This is a genomic window from Chitinophaga agri, from assembly GCF_010093065.1.
GTDB lineage: Bacteria > Bacteroidota > Bacteroidia > Chitinophagales > Chitinophagaceae > Chitinophaga > Chitinophaga agri.
On sequence record NZ_CP048113.1, the window covers coordinates 3,715,521 to 3,737,834 of the forward strand.

Here is a 22,314-nt window from a genome sequence, read left to right on the forward strand (position 1 = left end):
GACAAAAATAGAATTATATTTATCAGGCGTTAACATGCCCATCCACAACCTGTTAACCGCTATGTCCAACACCAATGCAGAGGTTCCCATGAACAGTTGAGATTATGAGTAATATGGCGCCAGGTATGTACTTTAGACAAGAGGTCCTGAGAATGACGGGAGGCATCCTGCTATTTTACATCACCTACATTATTTTGTTATTATGCTCGCTGCTGCTAATGGCAGCCTGTGTCTGGGCAGGCAGCACAATTATCCTGTATGCTTCCTACCAGGGATTGTCAGGTATATTGACATCCATAGCCGGTGCCGGCCTACTTTTACTAGGTGTGATGCAGACACTTTTTGTCATGCTTTTTCTTTTCAATCGTCATAAAGACACCATTCCCTACCGTACTGTTGTGACGGAAAAAGAGCAACCTGTTTTGTTCGACTTTATCCATAAACTGGTACAGCAAACGAACACACCACTTCCAAGGAAAGTATATCTGGTACCGGATGTAAATGCAGTCGTGTTCCATTCTCCCGGAGTGGCAGGCCTGTTCAGCGATGCAGATAAGAATCTGGTCATCGGACTGGGCATGGTCAACAGCCTAAATATCAGTGAATTTAAAATGGTGCTCGCGCATGAATTCGGACATTTCTCACAACGCAGTATGAAGCTTGTACTGCATGTCTACACGATCAATAAGATCATCTACAATATCCTGTATGAGAACAGGGGCTGGCGTAATGCGATTATCTGGCTATCCAATAAGGGATTGCCTGCCGCGTTATTATCCCGTTTACTGCTTTTAATGGCGGCCGGATTGCACTTCCTCTTCCGTGAAATGCATGAGCTGATCAACAGACAATATATGCGTCTGAGCCGTGAAATGGAATTTAATGCGGACGAAGTGGCGGTTTCTATCTGCGGAACTGATACCGCGATCTCTGCCATGCGGAGAGCTGAAATGAGTAATGCCAGTTTTCAGCAGTTACTTCAAAAAGTAAGTACCTGGTCACATCAGCAACGGTTCATCCGGAATATTTACGAAGCGCACAGCATGCTGATAAAATACCATGCAAAACAGCACAGCACTCCGCTCGATCACCAGGAGATGCCGCAGTACAACGATGACCAGTTCAGCACCACCGTGAGAAGTCAGGTCCAGTTCCGTGATCAGTGGGCTTCTCATCCTACACAGGAAGAAAGAGAACAACGCTACCTGGAAGCCAATGTACCGGGTGTGCAGATTCCGCAAAGTGCCTGGACATTGTTTCACAATGCCGATCTGCTGCAGGAACAGATGTCCCGGCAGATCTATGAGGTGCTGGCGCCGGAGGCCCGGCCGGAAGAATGGGTACCAGCCAATGACATCATCAGGGAAATAGAGGATGTGCACGAGCAATATGCCTTTCCTGCACAATACAATCACTACTATGATAACCGCCCGTTTACTGCAATTCCGGCCGGCAGACTGGAACCGTTCTCAGAAGAGGAGCAGGTGTTGTACACTATGCAAACGCTCTACCCGAAAGAATTCCGGCAGCGTATCAGGCACTATTTCAGAGACGTGCAGGACGCAGCTACGCTACAGGCCATCATGCACCGGGAGATCCAGGTAGCACAGTTCACCTACCAGCATCAGCAGTACCATAATTCTGAAGCAGAGAAGATACTGGAAGAACTGCAACAGCAGATAGCCAGAGATCAAGAATGGTTGGAGATGCAGGACCAGCTGGCCCTCCGTTATCACTATACATTTGCCCTGCGGCAGGCAATGGAAGCAGCCACCAGTTTACAGGACCAGTACACACGTATCGTCGCGCACCAGTCCCGGGCCACTATGCTGAATGATATCGCAGGCATGATCATGGAAAGCATTCCGGCATTTTTAAGCAAAAGTAACACCCCTTCACAGGCAGCCGCCCAGCTACGGATAGTACGAAAAGAAGCGGAGCAGCTGCATGAGCTGCTACATGACCTGCTACACCAGTCTCACATCAGCGGGTTATGGGAACCCGAACTGCGGGAAAAGGTCGTACACTTCCTGCAATATCAGTATCCTTATCTGCAGGAGCATGAACCAGTGGCCGAAGACCTGGAAACCATGCATGAGGTCAGTGTGATGGTATCGGACCATTACAATAACAGTATTACCCTCATGAAGAAGGATTTTCTGTACCGCTGTATTGATCATAGTGAGTTATCACTCCAACATTGACAAACTGATTTTCCTAATATGTAAGTTATTCCCTCAGTGCCAGGTACTACGAACTGTCCGGCAGTGTCTAGGGACTGTCGACAATTTTCTGTACTTTCGACCCTCGCGAATGCGTATGCATATATGGAGAATTTTATCGTTTCAGCCCGTAAATACCGTCCACAGAATTTTTCAACCGTAGTCGGACAATCACATATTACCACCACACTGAAGAATGCGATCCGCAATAGTCAGCTGGCGCATGCCTTCCTGTTCTGTGGTCCCAGAGGTGTGGGTAAAACGACCTGTGCCCGTATTCTGGCCAAAACAATCAACTGTGAGAATCTCCAGCCGGATGGCGAAGCCTGTAACCAATGTCATTCCTGTACATCCTTTAATGAGGGTAGTTCATTTAACATCCACGAGCTGGATGCTGCCTCCAACAACTCGGTAGATGATATCAGGACGCTGGTGGAGCAGGTACGTTTTGCACCGCAGGCAGGAAAATATAAGATCTATATCATAGATGAGGTACACATGCTCAGTTCTTCTGCATTCAATGCGTTCCTGAAAACGCTGGAAGAGCCACCCTCCTATGCTATTTTCATACTGGCAACCACCGAAAAGCACAAGATCCTCCCAACGATCCTGAGCCGTTGTCAGATATTTGACTTTAAACGCATTACTATACAGGATACTGTAGATCATCTGCAGGAAATCTGTCAGAAGGAGCATATTGAAGCAGAATCAGATGCGCTGCACCTGGTTGCCCAGAAGACGGACGGGTGTATGCGTGACTCCCTGAGCACACTGGATAAGATCGTGAGTTTTACCGGCGGGCATCTCACCTATCAGAATACGCTGGAGCACCTGAATATCCTGGACTACGATTATTTCTTTAAAGTAATGGAGACCGTGCTGCAACAGGATGTAGCCGGCGCCCTGCTGATATTTGACGAGATCCTGCAGAAGGGTTTCGAAGGAGATAACTTCCTGAACGGGTGGGCGGAGTTTCTCCGTAACCTGCTGATGAGTAAAGAAGACCGGGTACTGCACCTGGTGGAAGTATCGGGTAACCTGAAAGACCGGTACAAACAGATGTCCGGCAGAGTAAGCCCCGCTTACCTGGTTACGGCCCTTCACCTGCTGAATGAGACAGAGATCAACTACCGTATGGCGCGTAACAAGCGACTGCATGTGGAAATGGCGCTGATCAAGCTGTGTTTCCTCCAGCAGGCGGTCACTCTCGTAAGCGACGATCAGACGGGGGAAGTTGTAAAAAAAAAACTGGTAGCTGATGGAGCAGTGCCGCAGAAACTGAGGTCTTCTTTCGCGCAGGCAACACCAGATGCGAAACCAATGACTGGTCAACCGGCCACTACTGCAACCATTGCTTCGAACGAAGCCCGGCTGACCATAGAATCACAGGGAGGGCAACCAACCGCACCCGCTCAGCCGGTAACCCCTTCGGCGCAACCAGCACAGCCGGTACAACGTCCGGCGCAGGTAACACCGCCAGCGGCAACTACACAAACGACACCATCTAATAATGGTCACACGGCTACTGCTACTGCTCCCAGAGCAGGGCAGGCTACAGCCAGCACACCAAAACTGACCGGACTGGCTGCCATGAAAGAAGCGCTGGCAGCGAAGCAGCAGACGCAGACCGTTCAACAGGCGATTCCGATGACAGCAGGCGCGCTGACTGTCTACTGGGATGAGTTCATTGACCGGTTCCGACAGGCTAACAAAATGACAGTCGTAAGTAATCTTCAACTGGCGCAGATTAAACTCATCGGAGCGGAAGAAATCGGGATTGTGAGCAGAAATATTGTGCAATTCCGGTTCATGGAGGAAGAAAAATTGTCCATTTCTGCATTCTTTAAAGATAAATTTCAGAACCCGGCCATTGTACTGACTTTGTCGCTTGATGAAACACAGCAAACACAGGACATTGGCCCCGCGCCACTTTCCAGTCGCGAGCAGTTCCAGAAAATGACTGAAAAGTATCCGCTGGTGAAAGAACTGAAAGAGAAGTTGAATATGGAACTGGATTTTTAAAGTGGATTAAGGAAATTTCTTCCTTAATCTAACTTTCACAATTCGCATTTCTTTTGTAGGTTTGGGCAAAATTTGGATAAATACTATGGCAGAAGTTATCAGAATGCCCCTTTTGAGTGACACAATGACTGAAGGGGTGATCGCGGAATGGCATAAAAAGGTAGGTGATACCGTAAAAGCAGACGACGTAATTGCTGAGGTGGAAACAGATAAAGCCACCATGGAAGTAATGGGTTATGTGGAAGGTACTCTATTATATATTGGTGTCGAGAAAGGTAAGGCTGCTAAAGTAAATGAGATTATAGCTATTGTAGGGAAACCAGGTGAAGACTACAAGTCCTTACTAGGTGGAGGAAATAATAATGGCCAGGCCGCACCAGAGGCTAAGCCAGCAGCTCAGGAAGCTTCCGCTCCGGCTCCTGCCGCAAGCAATGCAGACAGCGCAGCTGCTGCAGAAGCACTGAAAAATGCTACTGTGATCCGTATGCCGCTGTTAAGCGATACGATGACAGAAGGTAAGATAGTAGCCTGGAACAAAAAAGTAGGCGACACCGTAAAAAGCGACGACGTACTGGCTGAGGTAGAAACCGACAAGGCGACCATGGAAGTTATTGGTTATGCTGACGGCGAACTGCTGTATGTAGGCGTTAAAGAAGGCGATGCTGCGAAAGTAAACGGCATTATCGCAATAGTAGGTAAAAAAGGTACCAATGTAGACGCTATCCTGGCTGCTGAAGGCGCAGGTGGTGCAAAACCAGCCGCTCAGGCAGCAGCACCAGCAGCAACTCCGGCTGCATCCGCAGCTCCTGCAGCTACACCTGAAGTTGCTGAAAGCAAAGACGGTCGTGTGAAAGCATCTCCGCTGGCGAAGAAACTGGCTGAAGAAAAAGGTATCGATATCAATAAAGTTACTGGTTCCGGTGATGGCGGCAGAATCGTGAAGAAAGACGTAGACAGCTACGTACCTTCAGCTGCTCCTGCTGCTAAAACAAGTGCTGCTCCTGCTGCACAGGCGGCATCATTCACCCCAGCTGGTCAGGAAGGTCATACCGACATCCAGCTGAGCCAGATGCGTAAAGTAATTGCTAAGCGCCTGAGCGAAAGCAAATTCTCCGCTCCTCACTTCTACCTGAAAGTAGATGTTAACATGGATAAAGCGATGGAAGCACGTAAAGCTATCAACGAAGTATCTCCTGTTAAGATCTCCTTCAACGATATGGTGATCAAGGCTTCTGCCCTGGCACTGCGTCAGCATCCTGATGTAAACAGCAGCTGGATGGGTGATTTCATCCGCCAGAACCACCATGTACACATTGGTTCCGCCGTGGCTATCGAAGATGGTCTGATCGTTCCTGTTATCCGTTTTGCTGATCAGAAAACACTGAGCCAGATCGCCAGTGATGCAAAAGGTCTGTACGACAAAGCGAAAAATAAGAAACTGCAACCACAGGATTTCTCCGGTAACACATTCACTATCTCTAATCTGGGTATGATGGGTATCGACGAATTCACTGCTATCATCAACCCGCCGGATTCCGCAATCCTGGCAGTAGGTGGTATCAAAGAAACTGTTGTATCTGAGAAAGGCCAGTTCAAAGTAGTAAACATCATGAAACTGACCCTGAGCTGTGACCACCGTAGCGTGGATGGAGCTGTAGGAGCACGTTTCCTGGCTACCCTGAAAGGCTACCTGGAGAATCCGGTAACTATGCTGGTATAATTATAAAGCAACAACTGCCTATAAAACAGGCGTCCCGTCATCCGGGGCGCCTGTTCTTTTTTATACCATGCTGATCAACTTAACATGCTGCTATTCAATAGTAGAATTTGGGATTTGATATATAAATGATTAAATTTAAGGAGGCCCCACAACTAAATTAAATGGAGACTCCTAAGAATGCGGTAAGCTGGTTCGAAATCCCTGTACACGATTTTGACAGGGCCAGGAAGTTCTACAGCCAGATATTCGACTATGAAATGCCTGAAGAACAACTTGGCTTTAAAAGAAAGGCTTTTTTTCAATTTGACAGACAGCAGCAAGGTGTGGGCGGAGCTATTGTACACGGCTCCGAATATTTTCCCAGTCAGCGCGGCACATTGATCTATCTCCATGCAGGCGATGATCTGACCGATGTACTTGACCGTGTCGAAGCAGCCGGTGGCAAAATAGAACTGGATAAACGTCCGGTATCCGAGTCACGGGATCTGGGATATTTTGCGATCATCTTTGATCCCGACGGCAACAGGATCGGCTTGTTTTCCCAGGGATAACAAGGTCCCCTCCCCCCTCTGGAACCTCCTTACTGTGCATCCCCCCTTATTACATCCCTATGCCACTGACAATCAGGAGATATAGGTTTATCTTATACCTACCTCTTTCACTTTTTTTTGAAAGTTCAATAACATACCTTTACATTTGAGTAAGAAAAAGAAGGATATCACATGAAATTGGCAGAAGCAAAAGCACAGTTCATACAAAGCTGGGGATCATTGGGTGCTCAATGGGGTATTAACCGTACCATGGCGCAAATACATGCCCTGCTGATGATCATGCCTGATCCGCTGAGCGCTGACGATATTATGGCGGAACTGAACATTTCCCGCGGTAATACGAATATGAATGTACGGGAACTGATCAACTGGGGTCTGGTAGATCGTGTACTGATACCCGGTGAGCGTAAGGAATATTTTACTGCGGAGAAAGATATCTGGAAGGTAGCGACAGAAATTGCCCGCGAACGTAAGCGTCGTGAGCTGGAACCTATCATCAAAACCCTGAATCAGCTGCAGGAAGTAGAGGGAGATGCAAAAGACAAACATGTAAAAGCATTTAAAGAATCCATCTCTAATATCAACAAGTTTGCTCACCAGACAGACAAAGCAATCAGTTCATTCGTGAAAGCAGAGGAGAGTTGGTTCTATGGCACGCTCATGAAATTATTCAAGTAATATTTTTTTATCTACATGTTTCAATTTTTACTGAAAGTTCCGAAACAAAGGCAAAAACCTAAGCCATGAAAAATACAAAAATAGTCATCGCAGCAGGAACAGGATTTATAGGGACTGGCCTGGTCGATTATTTTGGTAATGATAATGATATTGTGATTTTGACCCGCCAACCTAGAAAAGATCATCACAGGATCACGTATGTACAGTGGGACGGCAAGACGCTCGACAACTGGTCCCATTACCTCGAAAAAGCGGACCTGTTGATTAACCTGGCAGGGAAAAGTGTGAACTGCCGCTATACGGAAGAGAACAAAAAAGAGATATTTGATAGCAGAACGAACGCCACCCAAGTACTGGGAGCGGCTATCCAGACCTTACAGCATCCGCCGGCACTCTGGATCAATGCTGCATCTGCAACGATCTACCGGCATGCCGAAGACAGACCGATGGATGAGTTTACGGGGGAAATAGAAGACGACTTCTCTGTGCAGGTATGTAAACGCTGGGAAGAATCATTTAACGAAACAGTGACTCCGCGTACCCGTAAGGCATTGCTGCGTATAGGCATAACAATTGGTCATCAGGGTGGCGTCATGGTACCTTATATGAATCTTATGAAGTTCGGACTGGGAGGCCATCAGGGGTCCGGTCATCAGAAATTCAGCTGGGTACATATAGCGGATATCTGTGGCATGGTGGAATGGCTGTATGACAACAAGGAACTGGATGGCACCTTTAACTGCACTGCCCCCCATCCGGTTACCAACAGGGAGTTTGTGCGTGCACTGAGAAAAGCTGGTAAACATTACTTTGGCTTGCCAGCCTTCCCCTGGATGCTTAAAATCGGCGCCTGGATCATTGGTACAGAAGCGGAACTGCTGCTGAAAAGCCGCTGGGTCCTGCCTACCCGGGCGTTGCAGGCAGGTTATGTATTCCGGTACCCGGAACTTCAGCCTGCCATGAACCAGATCATTGGTCAACTGCCAAGGCGTCGGTACCACCTGGTATAATACAATATGGTTTAATGTTTGCTCTTATATAGAAAGCACCTGCCGGTGTTTATACACTGGCGGGTGTATTAAAACGGAATACTATGAGTGATAAGAAAAAGACGGTCGTATTAGGTGCGTCTCCCAATCCGGACAGATATAGTTATCTGGCAGTATCCAGACTGACTGCAAAAGGCCATCCGGTAGTGGCTATTGGAGCGCGGGATGCCCAGATAGGCGATACGCCGGTTACAAAAGAACATCCGGTAGTCTCCGATGTGGACACCGTCACCCTGTATATGAACCCTGCACGTCAGCAGGAATATTATGACTATATCCTGCAACTGCATCCAAAACGGATCATTTTCAATCCGGGTGCGGAAAACGACGAACTGGCAGCACTGGCCAGCAGCAAGGGTATTGAGCCGGTAGAAGCGTGTACGCTGGTACTGCTCAGCACAGGACAGTATTAATTCAATGTGAATATTATTCCGGTTGGAGACTGTTCGTTGCAGTCTTCAACCATTCGTTTTCCCCACTTCTTTCAGGCAGAGAGCGGATCTTATACCACCTGGCCATTGATCCTTCTGCAGATCTCTCATTAATTACCTGTTCCTCCCACCTGATTCATGCGTAATTTTTTGTAAATTACTTATATAATACTTCCCCCATCAGCAAGGATTTAGCACGAAAGACCGGCATTACACAAGCTTAACTACCACGCCTATTCACTCTAATCATATATATTATCATGAAATGGAGAAGATTCAACGGCGAACCTATTCAGTTGCCCATTAAGGAAGAAGTGCGCCAGGCAATTATCCGGGAGACCGGTAAGGGATTTCATCTGAAAGTGTGTATTGGTACAGATTCACAGGTAAAAGGCCTGGAGACCGAATTTGCAACAGTGATCGTTTTTCTGCGTGAAGGGCATGGAGGATTCATGTTTATCCACAATGACAAAACACGTGATGTCTATTCTATCAAAGAGCGTATGCTCATTGAAGTAGCCAAGAGTATTGAGATCGCCTATGAGCTGTGCGACATGTTTACGCAATATGATGTAGATATGGAAGTACATGCAGACATTAACACTAATCCGCAGTTCAAGAGTAACCTGGCGTTGCGTGAAGCGATGGGTTATATACTGGGAATGGGGTTTGCATTTAAAGCCAAACCAGACGCTTTTGCGAGCAGCTGTTGCGCTGATAAGGTGGTGAACTAACGGCCTCCTGTTACTGATTATTCCACGCTTGCTGGATGCGCCCGCCGCATCCAACAGGGAATTTTCCCCCCTAAAGTGCTGATTATCTCAATTTTTTTCCCTAATTTATATCCTATATTATTGAATACCTGTCCAACATGCGTACCTACATAACTGTCATACTACTGTTAGTATTAGTCACTGCTGTTTCATGCAGAAAAGAGAGCATTTCAGATACTTCCACACAATCGCTGCAGGGCAGCTGGCGTTTACTGTATTCGACACCAGCCACAGGTGCTGCACTTATCAAAGAAGATAGCAGTCTGCTGACCCTTCTGAAGTTCGACGGCAATAACATGCTGCGTTACCGCCGGGATACCCTGATCTCCCGGGAAACCTTCCTGATGGCCCTTAAAAGCGATCATCAGCCATACCTGGTAGCAGACAGCGATCCCTGGAATCCAAAGATCTTCAGCTGCCGTATTACCGGCAATGACACACTTTCCCTGTTATCCGTTCATTCCAATGTACACATAGGTCAGGTATATGTGAGAGTAAAGCCCTGAGTGGAGAAAGTCCCTATTTCTCTGCAATCGCCCTGAACTGCATATTATTCTCGTCAATAAATGACAGAATGGCGTCCCGACCCATTTTCTTTATGGTACTGGTCACAAAATGGGCAGGCAGGAATTCCCATGATTCTCTCAGTTTGTTAAGAAATGCCTTGATATTCCGGCTGGTTTCAGCCTGTGTACTCTTATCAGCTTTGGTAAAAACCAGTGCGAAAGGGATCTGCCATTCGCCCAGCTGATTAATAAATTCGATATCCAGTTTCTGAGGAGTATGGCGGCTGTCTATCAGTACAAATATATTCACCAGATTTTCCCGTTTCCGGAGATAATTCTCGATCATCTGTTCCCATGACCGGCGCTGGGACTGACTTACCTTTGCAAAACCATATCCAGGCAGATCGACGAGGTACCAGGCACCATTGATCAGGAAATGGTTGATAAGCTGGGTCTTACCAGGGGTACCCGAGGTTTTTGCCAGCTTTTCATTGTTTGCCAGCATGTTGATCAAAGAGGACTTACCCACATTGGAACGACCGATAAAGGCGTATTCCGGGAGGTTGGGAGTAGGGCATTTCTGCCAGTCAACATTGCTGATAAGGTATTCCGCAGATTTAATAATCATAATATTCAATCGATAGTCAACAGTGCACAGACCATTGAAGTTTCGGCAAAGTTCATGAAAATTTAGTTATTGCCCGCATTTCTCTGTTTATACCTATTTTCTCCTAACTTTGCGGCCTATGTCAGACAAGAAGATTGTACCATTCGCCACATCAGCATTAAGCAAGAAGGAACAGGTAGCGACCATGTTCAACGACATCGCACACCGTTACGATTTCCTTAACCATTTTATGTCATTAGGCATTGATATTCAATGGCGTAAAAAGGCATTGAAGCAATTAAAGGCTTTACAGCCGAAAAAGATGCTGGATGTGGCTACAGGTACCGGGGATTTTGCCATCATGGCCAATAAAATGTTGCAACCCGATACAATCACTGGTATTGACATTTCAGAAGGCATGCTCTCTCATGGCCGTGAAAAGATCAACAAACTGGGTCTGAACAATAAAATTACCCTACAGCTTGGCGACAGTGAGACAATAAGTTTTCCTGATAAGACGTTTGATGCAATAACGGTCGCTTACGGCGTACGTAACTTCGAACACCTGGAAAAAGGACTGTCTGAAATGTTACGCGTACTGAAACCGGGAGGAAAACTGGTAATCCTGGAATTTTCTAATCCTACAGTTTTCCCTATTAAACAATTATATAATTTATATTTTCGCTATATTACACCATTGATCGGGAAATGGATTGCAAAGAGTGAGGCGGCATATACCTATCTGCCGGAATCAGTGAAAGCGTTTCCACAAGGTCAGGAAATGTGTAATATCTTAACTAATACCGGTTTCCAAGCAGTAACATGCAAAAAACTCACATTCGGCATCAGCTCTATTTATTGCGGGTCCCGCTAGTACTTCTGGTTATCCTATGGAATATGGCCGGCGCGAAAGCGCAGACCACCATGTACATGGAAGAACATGATGCCAAGCCCTATTATTTTGGTATCACACTGGCTGGCAATAATTCCAATTTCAAGTTATACCAGGATGAGATCTTCCTAAAACAGGATTCTATCATGGTAGCAGAACCATTGAAGACTTTCGGGTTTAACCTGGGTCTGCTGGGTAACCTGCGTCTGAGTGAGTATTTTGACCTTCGTTTTAATCCGCAGTTACTATTCGCCTCCAAGAATCTCTACTATAAAGAAAACTATCCCCAGAGGGAAAGCACCAAAAACATCGAATCTATTCTGCTGAGCTTTCCGCTACAGATCAAATTCAAATCGGACCGTATCGGTAACATGCGCGTGTATACGATCGGTGGCCTGAAGTATGATTATGACCTGGCTTCCAATGCCCGCGCCCGTCGTGCAGAAGACCTGGTAAAGATCAGAAAGAGTGACTTTGGTTATGAATTTGGTGCCGGATTCGAGTTCTACTTCCCCAGTTTTATCTTCTCGCCAGAATTTAAGATCAGTAACGGTATCGGAAATGTGCATGTAAAAGATGAGCATCTCCGCTACTCCAATGTGATTGATAAATTGCAGTCCAGGATGATCGTATTCTCTATTCACCTGGAAGGCTGATTTCTCCTATCTTTGCGGCATGCAAAACTACTTAATCCGCAATATATCAGTGGTCAACGAAGGGACCACCACTGTTCAGGACGTATATATACAGGATGGCCGCATTGCTAAAATTGCTCCGCAGATCAATGTAAATGGTCAGTATACTGAAATAAACGGAGAAGGCAAACACCTGCTGCCCGGTGTGATCGATGATCAGGTACATTTCCGCGAACCCGGTCTGACCCACAAGGCAAATATCTACACGGAAGCTCGTGCTGCTGTAGCCGGTGGTACCACTACCTTCATGGAAATGCCGAATACTCAGCCGGCAGCACTTACACAGGAATTACTCGAAGACAAATATAAAATTGCTGCACAGCATTCACTGGCCAACTACTCCTTCTTCATGGGCGTTGCCAATGATAATGTGGAAGAGGTGCTGCGGACCAATGAAAGGAAAGACCAGATCTGTGGTGTTAAAATATTCATGGGTTCTTCTACTGGTAACATGCTGGTGGATAACTACATCACCCTGGAGCGTATCTTCTCCGGCAGTGAACTGCTGATCGCTACGCACTGTGAGGACGAAAAGATCATCAAGGCGAACATGGAGAAGTATAAGCAGGAAGTCGGCGCTGATAACCTGACTGTTGCTTACCACCCTATCATCCGTAATGAAGAAGCCTGCTTCGAATCTTCTCTCGCAGCTATACAGTTTGCGAAAAAATTCAACGCAAGACTGCATATCCTGCACATCACCACCGAGCGCGAATTACAGCTGTTCAGCAATATGCTTCCGCTGGCAGAAAAGCGTATCACAGCAGAAGTATGTGTACATCACCTGCATTTCTCAGCTGATGACTATCCGAAATACGGCAACCTGATCAAGTGTAATCCTGCCATTAAAGCGGTACACAACAAACAGGCCCTGTGGAAAGGACTGCTCGACGACAGACTGGACATCATTGCCACTGACCACGCACCTCATACGTGGGAAGAAAAACAACAGCCTTATCTGCAGGCGCCGTCCGGTGTTCCGTTAGTACAGCATAGCTTACTCCTCATGCTGGAACACGTAAAACTGGGCAATATCACCCTGGAGAAAATGGTGGAAAAGATGTCTCATGCACCAGCTATCTGTTTCCAGATCAAGGAAAGAGGTTACCTGCGTGAAGGCTATTTTGCTGACTGTGTGATTGTTGATCTGCAGCAGGCGACGATGGTCGATAAAAAGAACATCTACTATAAATGCGGCTGGTCTCCGTTTGAGGAACATACCTTCCCGGCAGCTGTTACCCATACCTTCGTAAGTGGTCATCTTGCTTATGAAAATGGCCAGTTCAATGAATCAGTAACTGGTCAGCGAATCACTTTCAATCGCTAACCAGTTTATAAATAAACAGGCAAATGCCCTTGTCCACACATGGATAAGGGCATTTGCCTTTTACAGCACTGGTTACATTTATGGAAATACCCATGTTATGCATCTGTAATATTAATCCGGCAGCGCCAATAGGATACCAGCATTTTTTTCTATTATACGTATATTCACTAAAAATACCTGTGCATGGAACTGGACAAAACAACCTACTATGATCTCTCTATATTTAACCGTGATGAGGAGTATTCACTGTTTCATAAACTGGACTTTACCACAACCACAGGTGGCAGGGAATATTTACGGCATCTGTATAGTACGCCATTAAAAGATATTCCTGCTATTGAAGACCGTCAACATACATTACAGTATATTCTCGCGCAGGAAGAAAGCTGGCCGGCCGATATCATCAGTAATGGTACCATCGTGGTCATGGAGAATTATCTGGAAGCACAGATAGAGCCGATATCCAATCCTTCAGGCGTGGGTCTGGTAGTGAGTTCCCTGCTCACAAAGACCATATTTTCACCGGACTTTAGCTTTATCAAGTTTTCTTTTACACAGCTGCTCAACCTGCTGAAAGGTTTCCGGCAACTGGAAAAGAACTTCAACACCGAGCAGACGCCTAAAGTACTGAAGGTACTGCTGGACAGGGCCCGGGTACTGCTTTATCAGCCGGAATTTAATGATATTGTTGATGCAAGTGACGCTGGGCCGGTATCGTTTATGAACATATTAAAACATGACCACTATATCCGTAAAAAGCAGCGGAAGCATATTGCAGAACTGTTAGATATCTATCGTAAGCTGGATGCATACTATGCAATGGCAAAAGCAGTGAGACACTTCAATCTCCAGTTCCCCGTCTTTAATGATACCCCGCACCCATTTGTAGAAATGGATAACCTATATCATATCATCCTGCCGAAACCGGTATCGTATGATATTACGATGAAACCCCAGTCACACTTTCTGTTCCTCACTGGTGCAAACATGGCCGGAAAGACCACTTTCATCAAGGCAGTGGGTGTGGCGGTATTCCTGGCGCATATTGGTATGGGCGTACCCGCAAACGGTATGAAGCTGAGCTTCTTTAATGGTATATTCAGTAATATCCAGGTACAGGATAATATCTTCAAAGGCGAGAGCTATTTCTATAACGAAGTACAGCGTATTAAAAATACGATCCTTAAGATCAGCGATAATAAAAAATGGCTGGTGCTGATAGATGAGATGTTTAAAGGCACGAATGTGGAAGATGCGAAGAACTGTTCGCTGGCTGTGGTGAATGGCCTATTGAAAAGTACAAACTGCCTGTTTATTTTATCCACACATCTGTATGAGATTGCGGATGAGTTACAAACGGCGCAGAATATACGATTTAAGTATTTTGAGTCGCAGGTGATTGACGATAATCTTTACTTTACTTATCAGTTGAAAGATGGCGTGGCGAAGGAAAAGATCGGGTATTTGATATTGAAGAGGGAGAAGGTCCTGGACCTGCTGGAGCAGATAAAATAACTATTTCCTGTTGATAAAGAAGGCGTCAGTTCAGTAACTGACGCCTTCTTTATTGGATGTCCATTGATGGCTGTCGGTGGCGGAAAATGTGTCGAATCCACCGGTGGCAAGGGCCGTCCGGATCATCTTTTATACCTGCTGAAAATCAGCTATAAAATGTAAAGAATTGCCCGCTGACATCTCAACAATATAGATATGTTTATTATCCAATGGATGTTCTTTCCATATATGCAGTGCATTGTCCCCAACACACTATCCACAGACAATGACATTCAACCACGATAAAAGAGAGGGTAAAAAGCTGGTTTGGACGAACAAGCGACGGCCAAGCGACGAACTAGCGACGAACAAGCACACCTCTATTCCAACACCAGCAAAGGTCTCCAAATATCTAATTTTCCATAATAAGATAATTATTAGCCATCCGGGGCCGGAAATCAGGAGAGGGACAGCGTCGTCTGATTGTACAAATGAACGCTGCTGAACATACCGAAGGTAAGCGAACGAAAATGAATGCTCATCGCACTGTTACATCCCCTACATTCGTCCTGTATTCATCACCAACCATTATTCATCCATGATTGTTAAAACCATCGGCAGCGCCGTACAGGGCGTAGAAGCGATCTCTATTGTCATTGAAGTCAATGTCGCACCTAAAGGCACACAATTTCACATAGTGGGTTTACCTGACAGTGCGGTCAAGGAAAGTGAGCAACGGATAGAGTCTGCCATTACCAACATCGGCTACCGGTTTCCCCGCTTCAGAACAGTAGTTAACATGGCACCGGCCAATATCCGTAAAGCCGGTTCCGCGTATGATCTTCCTATCGCATTAGGTTTACTGGCGGCTTCAGAGCAGATTGACGGCAGCGCCCTACCACAGTTCACCATTATGGGAGAGTTATCGCTGGATGGTACCGTACAGCCGATACGTGGCGCGTTACCTATCGCCATACAGGCCAGAAAAGAAGGCTATAAAGGGCTGATCATTCCTGCGCAGAACGCACGGGAAGCGGCCATGGTCAATAACCTGGAAGTATATGGCGTCTCCCATTTAAGCGATGTGATCAACTTTCTGCAAACACCCGCTTCCCTGCAACCAGCCTATGTAGATACCAGGGCGGAATTTGCAGCAGCGCAGCAGCAATTTGATATTGACTTTAATGATGTCAAAGGGCAGTATACCATCAAACGTGCGCTCGAAATAGCTGCGGCAGGAGGGCATAATGCACTGCTGATTGGTCCGCCGGGAGCAGGAAAGACTATGCTGGCAAGAAGATTATCCACCATTCTGCCACCGCTTAGTCTGCAAGAAGCACTTGAAACGACGAAGATCCATTCAGTAGCGGGTAAACTCCCTGTTGACGCATCACTGATCACACAACGGCCTTTCCGTTCACCACATCATACCATCAGTCATACGGCATTGATAGGTGGTGGCGGCATCCCGCAGCCGGGAGAAATATCACTGGCACATAACGGCATCCTGTTCCTGGATGAGCTGCCGGAATTCAGCAGGCAGGCGCTGGAAGTCATGCGGCAGCCACTGGAAGAAAGAAAAGTAGCTATTGCACGTGCGAAGTTATCCGTGGAATTTCCTGCCAGCTTCACCCTGGTGGCATCTATGAACCCATGTCCCTGCGGCTTCTTTAATCATCCCGTCAAGCCCTGTACCTGCGCACCAGGTTCTGTACAACGTTACCTGAACAGAGTATCCGGTCCGCTCATGGACAGGATCGATCTGCATATAGAGGTCACACCCGTTCCGGTGGAGTCGCTAATGGAAAATACCAGTGGGGAATCCAGCGATTCGATACGGGAACGGGTAATGATGGCCAGAGAGATACAAACTGCGAGGTTCAGCGGTTATAAGGGCATTTATTGCAATGCGCAGATGACCAGTAGCCTGCTTAAAAGAGTTTGCCAGCTTAGCCGGGACGGAGAAGATCTGCTGAAGAACGCGATGCAGCAACTCAAATTGTCAGCACGGGCATATGACCGCATCCTTAAAGTAAGCCGTACAGCGGCCGACCTGGAAGCGTGTGAACATATCAAAACGGTGCATCTGGCGGAGGCCATTCATTGCAGAAGTCTGGACCGGCAGGACTGGTGGGATAAGTGAAGGCCATCAAAACGACCTTCTGTTATCAGCGTCAGTAACTGAAGGACCTGCTTGGGCCTGATCTTAACCATCTCCTCCTAAGCCACCAGCTCTGCTCCTTTATATTCCTCAGATAGTTTCTTCTGTAACTCAGGAGGCACCGGCGCATACTCAGCAAAGGCGGCCCTGATCTTAGCCTTTCCCTGTGTTACATTCCGGAGTGCTGCATACAGCTTATCCAGTTCTGCCTGCGGTGTACGCGCCTTGATCACCTGATATCCGTTCAGGGAATCCATTCCAGTGATAATACTCCGGCGGCTCTGCAGCTCACTCATGATATCGCCGGCCATGGTATCAGGAGCAGTTGTTTCAATATCAAAAACCGGCTCCAGTAACTGCGGTGCGGCCTGGTGGAACGCATCACGGAAAGCCATCATACCGGCTATTTTAAAAGAGATATCATTACTGTCTACAGCGTGCATCTTGCCATCATACACACTGACCCTGATATCGCGCACATAGGAACCGGTCAGCGGACCTTCCTGCATCTTCTCCATGACACCTTTCAGTATAGAGGGCAGGAAGCGGGCGTCAATCGCCCCTCCTACAATACAGTTGTTGAACACCAGCTTACCACCCCAGTTAAGGGCTATTTCCTCGGTTTCACGTACGGGATGTTCTTTGTAAGGCGGCATGCCATCGTAGTAGGGTTCAATAGTGATGAACACCTCTCCGAACTGTCCTGCTCCACCGGATTGTTTTTTATGCCGGTAGGTAGCGGCTGCATGCTTGCGGATCGTTTCCCTGTAAGGGATCCTGGCAGGCAGGAACTCGACATGCATCTTGTAGATATTCTCCAGCCTCCATTTTGTCATTGCCAGATGCAGCTCTCCCTGTCCGTGGAGAATGACCTGTTTCAGTTCACGGTTATATTCTATTTCCAGGGTGGGGTCTTCCATGTGCAGTTCTGCCAGCACTTCCCCGAGCTTTTCATCATCCGCCTTATTGGTGGCTTCTATCGCCACCCTTACCTTAGGCGTAGGGAAGTCTATCGGATGCACCTGTTTACCTGACTGCTTATCTGCCAGCAATGTATGATTAGTGAGGGTATTCTTCAGTTTGAGCGTACAACCGATATCTCCGGCCCTTAATACATCGGCAGCATGCCGGTTACGGCCATCAGTAATGAACAACTGATTAAGGCGTTCGACCGTATTACCCTTCTCATTATATAGCTCCACGCCTGCTTTGATTTCGCCGGCTAACACCTTAAAAAAAGAAAGGCGCCCTATATGGGGCTCCTGCAGGGTCTTAAACACAAATAATACCGGACTGGCTGAAGGGTCACAGGGGATAGGGCTGCCGTCTTCTGCCTGTTCCGCAGGCATCTCTATGGCAGCCGGGGCGACATTATCAATGAAGCCCATCAAACGGCCGCTGCCCATATTGTGCAGGGCGGACAAACAGAATACCGGAAATACATGGTGTTTCAGCATCCCGATCTTCAAGCCCTGCCGCATTTCGTCTTCATCCAGATTCCCCTTCTCGAAATACTGCTCCATAAGCGTGTCATCATTTTCCGCAGCTTTCTCTACCAGTTCATTATGCAGCCGGTCCGCCTGTTCTTTTTCGCTGTCAGGGATAGGCAGCTTCTCAGGCTTACCACCGTTATCCGGAAACCGGTACATCACCATTTTCAGCAGGTCAATAACGCTGTTAAATCCTGATCCCTGATTAACAGGATATTGCATGATCGTTACAGCAGATCCGAATACACGCCGGGCGTCTTCCACCGCATGGGTAAAGTTGGCCTGCTCTGCATCCAACTGGTTGACAGACAGTATAGTTGGCTTTTGATATTTATCCACATAATCCCAGATCTGTTCCGTACCGACTTCCACCCCATGCTGTGCATTCAGGAGTATTAAAGCCGTATCACAGACCCTGATCGAAGAAATGATCTCTCCTATAAAGTCCTCCAGTCCGGGAGTATCAATAATATTGATCTTATAATCGCGCCATTCGGTATGCAGGCAGGTGGCATAAACTGAGCTCCCACGCTCATGTTCGACATCGTGGTAGTCGGAAACAGTGTTTCCTTCTTCTACAGATCCGCGTCGGGGAATAATACCAGCTTCAAACAGCATGGTCTCACAAAGGGTGGTCTTTCCGCTCTTGGCGGCACCCAATAGTACAATGTTCCTGATGTGCTTCTCATCATAGGTCTTCATAAACGTAAGAATTAAGTATTGTCAGCCAGAGCGGGCTGATCGTAAACAATAAGAAAGTAGACGTGGGAATGCCGTTTTGGTGATTTTAGCCGTAGCTGGAAAGCTGGAACCAATTCTGAGTATTAAGTTACTCTATTTTTTCCTACCAGCGTTATTCAAAGGTGTTGCAACATCAATATAATGTAACTTTGTGCCCTAGATTGTCTTTAGCATCATGAAACTGTTCTTATATTATTTGAAAAGTTACAAATGGTTGATAGCATTGGCTTTGTTATTAGCAACCATTAACCAGGTATTCTCCCTGCTGGATCCGTATATTTTCGGGAGAATTGTAGATCTGTTTGCGGACCACCCGTACACGACTGCCAGCGGAGCGCCGCGCACCCAGTCTGACTATGTGACCAGCGTTATTCTATGGCTGCTCGCATCAGTTGGTGTTGCCATGGTATCCCGTATCGCCAAGGCTTTCCAGGATTATTTCACCAATGTTATCATTCAGAAATTTGGTGCCCGGATCTATACTGATGGCTTACGTCACTCCCTCAGACTGCCGTATCAGCAGTTTGAAGACCAGCGTAGTGGTGAAACACTGGCTGTTTTACAGAAGGTCCGTACTGACAGTGAAAAGTTCATCACTTCATTTGTCAACGTGCTATTTGTAGCCCTGATCGGTGTGATCTTCGTAATGATTTACGCCTTCAGCGTACACTGGAGCCTTGTGTTCGTATATTTTGGTGGTAGTCTGATATTGGGATGGCTGATCAATGTGCTCAGCAGGAAGATTAAAACTATCCAGAAAACGATCGTGAAGGAGACAACCATGCTGGCCGGAGCCACTACCGAATCCCTCCGTAATATCGAACTGGTAAAAAGTCTTGGACTGACACACCAGGAGATCCGCCGGTTAAACTCTACTACCATCCGTATTCTGATGCTGGAACTGAAGAAAGTACGTAGTATACGTAGTATCAGCTTTGTACAGGGTACATTTGTGAACTTCCTGCGTCAAAGCATCCTGTTCCTGCTGTTATTCCTGATATACAAGAATACCGTTACTGTGGGACAGATGTTCACGCTGCAGCTCTACTCCTTCTTCATTTTCGGTCCATTGCAGGAACTCGGGAATATCATCATGTCTTACAGGGAAGCACAGGTATCACTGCTGAACTTTGAAAGCATCATGCAGACGCCGGTAGAAGAAACACCACAGGACCCGGTGAAGATCAACCGTATTGATAACCTGACCTTTAACCAGGTAGGATTCAAACACCTGACGGCTGATAACAAAGCGCTGGAAGATATCAACTTCAGTGTGAATGTTGGCGAAACGATTGCTTTTGTTGGACCTTCAGGTTCAGGCAAGACAACCCTGGTAAAACTGCTGGTAGGCCTCTATTCACCACAGGAAGGGGCGATTAACTACAATGGTGTTGACAGCAAGGAAATAGATATTGACGAACTGAGATACCAGATCGGTTTTGTCACACAGGATACACAATTATTCTCCGGTACCATCAAGGAGAACCTGTTGTTTGTCAATCCGCAGGCAACAGATGAAGAACTGCTGAAAGTCATGAAGGATGCCAGCTGTACTACCTTACTGGAACGTGCTGACAATGGCCTGAACTCTGTGATCGGTGAGGGTGGTATGAAAATATCCGGTGGAGAGAAACAACGTTTATCCATCGCACGGGCACTATTGCGCCATCCGCGACTGCTGGTGTTTGATGAAGCTACTTCTGCACTTGATTCACTCACAGAAGAGTCCATCACCAATACCGTACGCGATATAACTTCTACCCGTGAACATATTACCGTGATGATCGCACACCGGTTATCCACTATCATGCATGCCGATAAGATCTTTGTACTGGAAAAAGGCCGCATCGTAGAAACAGGTACGCATAGTTCACTGGTGGAAGAAAAAGGGCTGTATTACGCGATGTGGAGACAGCAGATTGGAGAGAGATAATTATCTTTGCGCCATGAGTAATAAGCGACCTAATTACCTCCTCAGCATGCTCACTATGAAATGCCCGCACTGCCGACGTGGAGATATGTTTAAAACGAAAAATGCATATAGCAACCTCAGAAAGACGTTTGATATGCATGAACATTGTCCTGTCTGCGGGCAAAAATACGAACTGGAAACAGGCTTCTGGTTTGGTACCGGGTATGTCAGCTATGCATTGGGGGTAGCGTTCTCAGTAGCTACACTGATCGCTTACTGGGTTTTCTTTGGACTTTCCTGGAACGACAACAGTGTATTTATCTGGCTTGGTGTAAACGGGGTTTTACTTGTATTATTACAACCCTGGTTAATGCGCATCAGCAGAGTCATCTATCTCTATTTCTTTGTGTATTATGATGATAGCACGGCAGAACTGCCTGACAAATAATTCAAAGGCTGACCATCAGGTCGGCCTTTGTTGTGTTATACACTATTCATTTGCACGACTTTTGTTATAGCTACGACAAAAGATCTACCATGCAAATCAACCACTTACTGTTCATCTGCGGCATAGCCCTGCTATCCTCCTGTGCCACTACCACACAGGAAACGGAAACACAGGCCGATACATCTACGGTGAATGCTGTCGCCGCTGAAGCACCAGCAAAACAACAGATTGTAGACACTACCCGTAAAGCACCTCCCTCCGAAGTACTAAAACCACAGGCTGGCCCCTACCCTCCCGAATGTTATAAAACCATCACCGATATTATTCAGAGCTCTGATTTCAAATCAGACCTGGCAAAGAAAGAAAATATCAAAGTCAGGATAGATCGTCAGGAAAATAGCAGATTGATCCTTCAGCTATTCGCAAGTGAAAAAGATCATGAGTCAACGGTTGCCTGGTTAAGGCTGGATAAAGCGAACGAAAAACTGGAAGATATTACCGTAGACCCGGACAAGCCGGCACAATTGAATTATAATAGAGCGCTGATCAGTGAGCTGAGACAGAAATGCCCCTAATTAACCGGGAATTAGGAATT

The 22,314-nt window shown here is 46.7% G+C and carries 19 protein-coding genes; 17 read left to right on the top strand and 2 right to left on the bottom strand.

Going from position 1 to position 22,314, the window contains the following annotated elements; translation table 11 throughout:
* Positions 1–125 precede the first annotated feature (125 nt).
* The 9 genes from GWR21_RS14675 (at position 126) to GWR21_RS14715 (ending at position 9,952) form a co-directional block, all read left to right on the top strand.
* A complete protein-coding gene (locus GWR21_RS14675; RefSeq protein ID WP_162332475.1) occupies positions 126–2,204 on the top strand; it encodes a M48 family metallopeptidase in 2,079 nt (692 codons plus the stop codon).
* A gap of 123 nt (positions 2,205–2,327) precedes the next feature.
* On the top strand, positions 2,328–4,244 hold the full coding sequence (locus GWR21_RS14680; RefSeq protein WP_162332476.1) for a DNA polymerase III subunit gamma/tau: 1,917 nt from the start codon (positions 2,328–2,330) through the stop codon (positions 4,242–4,244).
* Between the two features lie 85 nt (positions 4,245–4,329).
* The gene (locus GWR21_RS14685; RefSeq protein WP_162332477.1) at positions 4,330–5,964 is read left to right on the top strand and encodes a pyruvate dehydrogenase complex dihydrolipoamide acetyltransferase; all 1,635 of its coding nucleotides are present in this window, start codon (positions 4,330–4,332) and stop codon (positions 5,962–5,964) included.
* 161 nt (positions 5,965–6,125) lie between these two features.
* The gene (locus GWR21_RS14690) at positions 6,126–6,515 is read left to right on the top strand and encodes a VOC family protein (RefSeq protein ID WP_162332478.1); all 390 of its coding nucleotides are present in this window, start codon (positions 6,126–6,128) and stop codon (positions 6,513–6,515) included.
* Positions 6,516–6,686: 171 nt separating this feature from the next.
* Complete coding sequence (locus GWR21_RS14695) at positions 6,687–7,193, top strand: GbsR/MarR family transcriptional regulator (RefSeq protein ID WP_162332479.1); 507 nt, start codon at positions 6,687–6,689, stop codon at positions 7,191–7,193.
* Positions 7,194–7,258: 65 nt separating this feature from the next.
* Entirely contained in the window at positions 7,259–8,203 is a 945-nt protein-coding gene (locus tag GWR21_RS14700; RefSeq protein WP_162332480.1) for a TIGR01777 family oxidoreductase, read from the top strand.
* Between the two features lie 83 nt (positions 8,204–8,286).
* Complete coding sequence (locus GWR21_RS14705; RefSeq protein WP_162332481.1) at positions 8,287–8,655, top strand: CoA-binding protein; 369 nt, start codon at positions 8,287–8,289, stop codon at positions 8,653–8,655.
* A 278-nt stretch (positions 8,656–8,933) separates the two neighbouring features.
* Positions 8,934–9,407, top strand: coding sequence for a ribonuclease H-like YkuK family protein (locus GWR21_RS14710; protein WP_162332482.1), 474 nt, complete (start codon positions 8,934–8,936; stop codon positions 9,405–9,407).
* Positions 9,408–9,544: 137 nt separating this feature from the next.
* The gene (locus GWR21_RS14715) at positions 9,545–9,952 is read left to right on the top strand and encodes a hypothetical protein (protein WP_162332483.1); all 408 of its coding nucleotides are present in this window, start codon (positions 9,545–9,547) and stop codon (positions 9,950–9,952) included.
* Positions 9,953–9,965: 13 nt separating this feature from the next.
* Here the strand turns inward: GWR21_RS14715 and yihA are convergent, their stop codons facing one another.
* Entirely contained in the window at positions 9,966–10,580 is a 615-nt protein-coding gene (gene yihA / locus GWR21_RS14720) for a ribosome biogenesis GTP-binding protein YihA/YsxC (RefSeq protein WP_162332484.1), read from the bottom strand.
* A 118-nt stretch (positions 10,581–10,698) separates the two neighbouring features.
* Here yihA and ubiE point away from each other — a divergent pair, with 118 nt between their 5' ends.
* From ubiE to GWR21_RS14745, 5 genes are all read left to right on the top strand, one after another.
* On the top strand, positions 10,699–11,433 hold the full coding sequence (gene ubiE, locus GWR21_RS14725) for a bifunctional demethylmenaquinone methyltransferase/2-methoxy-6-polyprenyl-1,4-benzoquinol methylase UbiE (protein ID WP_162332485.1): 735 nt from the start codon (positions 10,699–10,701) through the stop codon (positions 11,431–11,433).
* The gene (gene porT / locus GWR21_RS14730) at positions 11,382–12,107 is read left to right on the top strand and encodes a type IX secretion/gliding motility protein PorT/SprT (RefSeq protein ID WP_449508353.1); all 726 of its coding nucleotides are present in this window, start codon (positions 11,382–11,384) and stop codon (positions 12,105–12,107) included. The genes ubiE and porT overlap by 52 nt, the downstream gene beginning before the upstream one ends.
* A gap of 19 nt (positions 12,108–12,126) precedes the next feature.
* Positions 12,127–13,473 (top strand): dihydroorotase, encoded by a 1,347-nt coding sequence (locus tag GWR21_RS14735; protein WP_162332487.1) that lies wholly within the window; start codon positions 12,127–12,129, stop codon positions 13,471–13,473.
* Between the two features lie 183 nt (positions 13,474–13,656).
* A complete protein-coding gene (locus GWR21_RS14740; protein ID WP_162332488.1) occupies positions 13,657–14,988 on the top strand; it encodes a MutS-related protein in 1,332 nt (443 codons plus the stop codon).
* A 577-nt stretch (positions 14,989–15,565) separates the two neighbouring features.
* Complete coding sequence (locus GWR21_RS14745; RefSeq protein WP_162332489.1) at positions 15,566–17,110, top strand: YifB family Mg chelatase-like AAA ATPase; 1,545 nt, start codon at positions 15,566–15,568, stop codon at positions 17,108–17,110.
* A 77-nt stretch (positions 17,111–17,187) separates the two neighbouring features.
* Here the strand turns inward: GWR21_RS14745 and GWR21_RS14750 are convergent, their stop codons facing one another.
* Positions 17,188–19,320: an elongation factor G gene (locus GWR21_RS14750; RefSeq protein ID WP_162332490.1), complete on the bottom strand. Its 2,133-nt coding sequence runs from the start codon at positions 19,318–19,320 to the stop codon at positions 17,188–17,190.
* A 262-nt stretch (positions 19,321–19,582) separates the two neighbouring features.
* On the opposite strand from GWR21_RS14750, the gene GWR21_RS14755 reads away from it, so the two are divergent.
* The 3 genes from GWR21_RS14755 to GWR21_RS14765 all read left to right on the top strand — a co-directional run bounded on the left by GWR21_RS14755 (position 19,583) and on the right by GWR21_RS14765 (position 22,294).
* The gene (locus GWR21_RS14755) at positions 19,583–21,292 is read left to right on the top strand and encodes an ABC transporter ATP-binding protein (RefSeq protein ID WP_317165863.1); all 1,710 of its coding nucleotides are present in this window, start codon (positions 19,583–19,585) and stop codon (positions 21,290–21,292) included.
* Positions 21,293–21,377: 85 nt separating this feature from the next.
* Positions 21,378–21,719 carry a DUF983 domain-containing protein gene (locus GWR21_RS14760; RefSeq protein ID WP_238430372.1) on the top strand — a complete coding sequence of 114 codons (342 nt, stop codon included), beginning with the start codon at positions 21,378–21,380 and terminating at the stop codon, positions 21,717–21,719.
* A gap of 89 nt (positions 21,720–21,808) precedes the next feature.
* Positions 21,809–22,294 carry a hypothetical protein gene (locus GWR21_RS14765; protein WP_162332493.1) on the top strand — a complete coding sequence of 162 codons (486 nt, stop codon included), beginning with the start codon at positions 21,809–21,811 and terminating at the stop codon, positions 22,292–22,294.
* The last annotated feature ends 20 nt before the right edge of the window (positions 22,295–22,314 follow it).

What these genes read in the sequence shown, in the direction of transcription:
- GWR21_RS14690 (WP_162332478.1), top strand. Translation starts at nt 6,126, where the DNA reads ATGGAGACTCCTAAGAATGCGGTAAGCTGGTTCGAAATCCCTGTACAC.
- porT (WP_449508353.1), top strand. Translation starts at nt 11,382, where the DNA reads ATGCAAAAAACTCACATTCGGCATCAGCTCTATTTATTGCGGGTCCCG.
- GWR21_RS14715 (WP_162332483.1), top strand. Translation starts at nt 9,545, where the DNA reads ATGCGTACCTACATAACTGTCATACTACTGTTAGTATTAGTCACTGCT.
- GWR21_RS14735 (WP_162332487.1), top strand. Translation starts at nt 12,127, where the DNA reads ATGCAAAACTACTTAATCCGCAATATATCAGTGGTCAACGAAGGGACC.
- GWR21_RS14745 (WP_162332489.1), top strand. Translation starts at nt 15,566, where the DNA reads ATGATTGTTAAAACCATCGGCAGCGCCGTACAGGGCGTAGAAGCGATC.
- GWR21_RS14680 (WP_162332476.1), top strand. Translation starts at nt 2,328, where the DNA reads ATGGAGAATTTTATCGTTTCAGCCCGTAAATACCGTCCACAGAATTTT.
- GWR21_RS14675 (WP_162332475.1), top strand. Translation starts at nt 126, where the DNA reads ATGTACTTTAGACAAGAGGTCCTGAGAATGACGGGAGGCATCCTGCTA.
- GWR21_RS14740 (WP_162332488.1), top strand. Translation starts at nt 13,657, where the DNA reads ATGGAACTGGACAAAACAACCTACTATGATCTCTCTATATTTAACCGT.
- GWR21_RS14685 (WP_162332477.1), top strand. Translation starts at nt 4,330, where the DNA reads ATGGCAGAAGTTATCAGAATGCCCCTTTTGAGTGACACAATGACTGAA.
- yihA (WP_162332484.1), bottom strand. Translation starts at nt 10,580, where the DNA reads ATGATTATTAAATCTGCGGAATACCTTATCAGCAATGTTGACTGGCAG.
- GWR21_RS14765 (WP_162332493.1), top strand. Translation starts at nt 21,809, where the DNA reads ATGCAAATCAACCACTTACTGTTCATCTGCGGCATAGCCCTGCTATCC.
- GWR21_RS14695 (WP_162332479.1), top strand. Translation starts at nt 6,687, where the DNA reads ATGAAATTGGCAGAAGCAAAAGCACAGTTCATACAAAGCTGGGGATCA.
- GWR21_RS14705 (WP_162332481.1), top strand. Translation starts at nt 8,287, where the DNA reads ATGAGTGATAAGAAAAAGACGGTCGTATTAGGTGCGTCTCCCAATCCG.
- GWR21_RS14750 (WP_162332490.1), bottom strand. Translation starts at nt 19,320, where the DNA reads ATGAAGACCTATGATGAGAAGCACATCAGGAACATTGTACTATTGGGT.
- GWR21_RS14760 (WP_238430372.1), top strand. Translation starts at nt 21,378, where the DNA reads ATGTTTAAAACGAAAAATGCATATAGCAACCTCAGAAAGACGTTTGAT.
- ubiE (WP_162332485.1), top strand. Translation starts at nt 10,699, where the DNA reads ATGTCAGACAAGAAGATTGTACCATTCGCCACATCAGCATTAAGCAAG.
- GWR21_RS14710 (WP_162332482.1), top strand. Translation starts at nt 8,934, where the DNA reads ATGAAATGGAGAAGATTCAACGGCGAACCTATTCAGTTGCCCATTAAG.
- GWR21_RS14700 (WP_162332480.1), top strand. Translation starts at nt 7,259, where the DNA reads ATGAAAAATACAAAAATAGTCATCGCAGCAGGAACAGGATTTATAGGG.